Consider the following 1,872-nt stretch of genomic DNA (forward strand, 5'->3'; position numbering starts at 1 on the left):
GTGGCCGCCGCCACCGCCGCCGAGGCCGAGGCCGCCGCCAAGCGCCGCGAGCGCATGGCGATGGACCGCATCCATGCCGCCGAGGCCGGCGCCCTGGCTGAGGTACGCAATGCCGCCGCCGATATCGCCGCCGCCGCCGCGCGGACCGTGATCGCGGAGAAGCTGGACGCGAAGGCCGATGCTGCGCTGATCGACAAGGCCGTGTCCGACCTGCCGCGCGCGCTGCGCGCCGCCTGACCGGGCCGGGCTGAGAAGACGCAAGGCGGGGGTCCTTCGGGACCCCCGCTTTTTTTGTGCCTCAGGTGATGCTGAGGCGGTCGAAATGCGTCTGCATCTGCGCCGTCACGGCATCGGCGAATTCATAGGTGGTGATGTGGCCGGCACCGGGCAGCATCACCAGTTCCGCACCCGGGATGGCGGCCTGGAGGGCCGTTACGGCCTCGGCCGGGGCGGCGGGGTCACGCTCCCCGGCGATTACCGTGCAGGGCGCCTGGATACGGCCCAGGATATCGGCGGCGGTGGCATCGCGCAGGGCGCAGGCGGCGCCCGCATAGCCGGTCTTGTCGGTTCGCAGCAGCATCCGGCGCAGGCCGCGGGAGGAGGGCAGGGTGGTATCCACCACCCAGCGCGGCATCACCGCATCGGCCAGCACCTTGGTGCCCTCGCGCCTGACATCGTCGATGATGCCTTGCCAACGGGCCGGCGAGGGGAATTCCAGCGCGGTGTTCAGCAGGCAGAGCGAGAGCATCCGCTCCGGCGCTTCCACCGCGATCTGCTGCGCGATACGTCCGCCGATGGAGGTGCCGGCCACATGCGCCCGCCGGATGCCCAGGGCATCCAGCAGCGCCAGCGCATCCTGTGCGAGTTGGCGCATGCTGTAATCGCCTGGCGTGATGCTGCTCATGCCATGGCCGCGCATATCGGGGCGGATGACGCGGAACCGGCCGGCCAGGGCCTTGGCCTGGGCATCCCAGATGCTCTGTGTGGTGCCGATGGAATGTAGCAGCAGCAGCGGGGGCGCTGTTTCCGGCCCTTCCACCACGTAGTGGACGAGCATATCCGCCAAGTCGATGAACATCCGGAGATCCCATTCCGTTCGGCGGCAAGGGGCGCCGCTTTACCAGCAGATGATGTGGCATGATGTAAGCACTCTGTCTGCTGGCTTGAGCAGAACAATGCTATTGCGACGCTGCATCAAGATATCAGGGTGCCAGGATGAAGGGCTGCCCGGCATTTGCATGCAGCCCGGCGTATTCGGCGCTGTCGGCGATTGCCAGCGCCAGACTAGCGGGATCGAGTAGGCCCTGGCTCAGCAGAGCGGCCCAGAGTGCCTCGCCTTCCGGCTCCGGCGCCCGGTGCAGGGCGGCTTGGTAGAGAGTCTCGATCAGCTCCCCATCGCCTTGCAGCGTGGCGAATTCGGGGCTGTGCAGCATGTTCCACGCCAGTTCCGCCCGGGTCGCTCCGGCTTGCAGCGCGGCCATCGTGGCGCTCAGCCCGGCTGGCTCGGCCTGCCGCCCCAGAATGGCGTGATAGAGTTGCTGCACGGTGGCGGCGGCTGGTTCGGCGGCCCAAAGGCCGGTGGCGGGCAGGTCGTCATGCCCCCGCGCCTCGGCGCTGCCGGCAATTCCCGCCAGGGCCGCTGTCCGTCCCCCGTTCCCGGAGAGCACCGCCAGCCAATGGGCGAGCCCCGCCGGTTCCGGCGCGCGGCCCAGCGCATCCTGGTAAAGCTGTTCCACAAAGGCGTGGTCATCGGCGCCGGGCCATAGCTGCCCGGGCAGCGCCAGCACCGCTTGCGCGGGGTCCGCTGCGTCGGCCAGCTGGCCCAGCAGCAGCAGCAGCAGCAGCAGCAGCAGCAGCAGCAGCAGCAGCAGC

General features: G+C 69.5%; 2 protein-coding genes and 1 pseudogene. 1 reads left to right on the forward strand and 2 read right to left on the reverse strand.

From position 1 onward, the window contains the following. A pseudogene (locus IBL25_RS21005) lies at positions 1-237 on the forward strand (F0F1 ATP synthase subunit B); the annotation flags it as partial. 61 nt (positions 238-298) lie between these two features. Here IBL25_RS21005 and IBL25_RS21010 read toward each other — a convergent pair. Further along, a complete protein-coding gene (locus IBL25_RS21010; protein ID WP_187780458.1) occupies positions 299-1,078 on the reverse strand; it encodes an alpha/beta fold hydrolase in 780 nt (259 codons plus the stop codon). Positions 1,079-1,202: 124 nt separating this feature from the next. Further along, positions 1,203-1,872: DUF4214 domain-containing protein (locus IBL25_RS21015; protein WP_187780459.1), on the reverse strand; the 670-nt coding region annotated here is incomplete at its 5' end.

Origin of the sequence: Pseudoroseomonas ludipueritiae (assembly GCF_014490445.1) — a bacterium.
Classification (GTDB): domain Bacteria; phylum Pseudomonadota; class Alphaproteobacteria; order Acetobacterales; family Acetobacteraceae; genus Pseudoroseomonas; species Pseudoroseomonas ludipueritiae.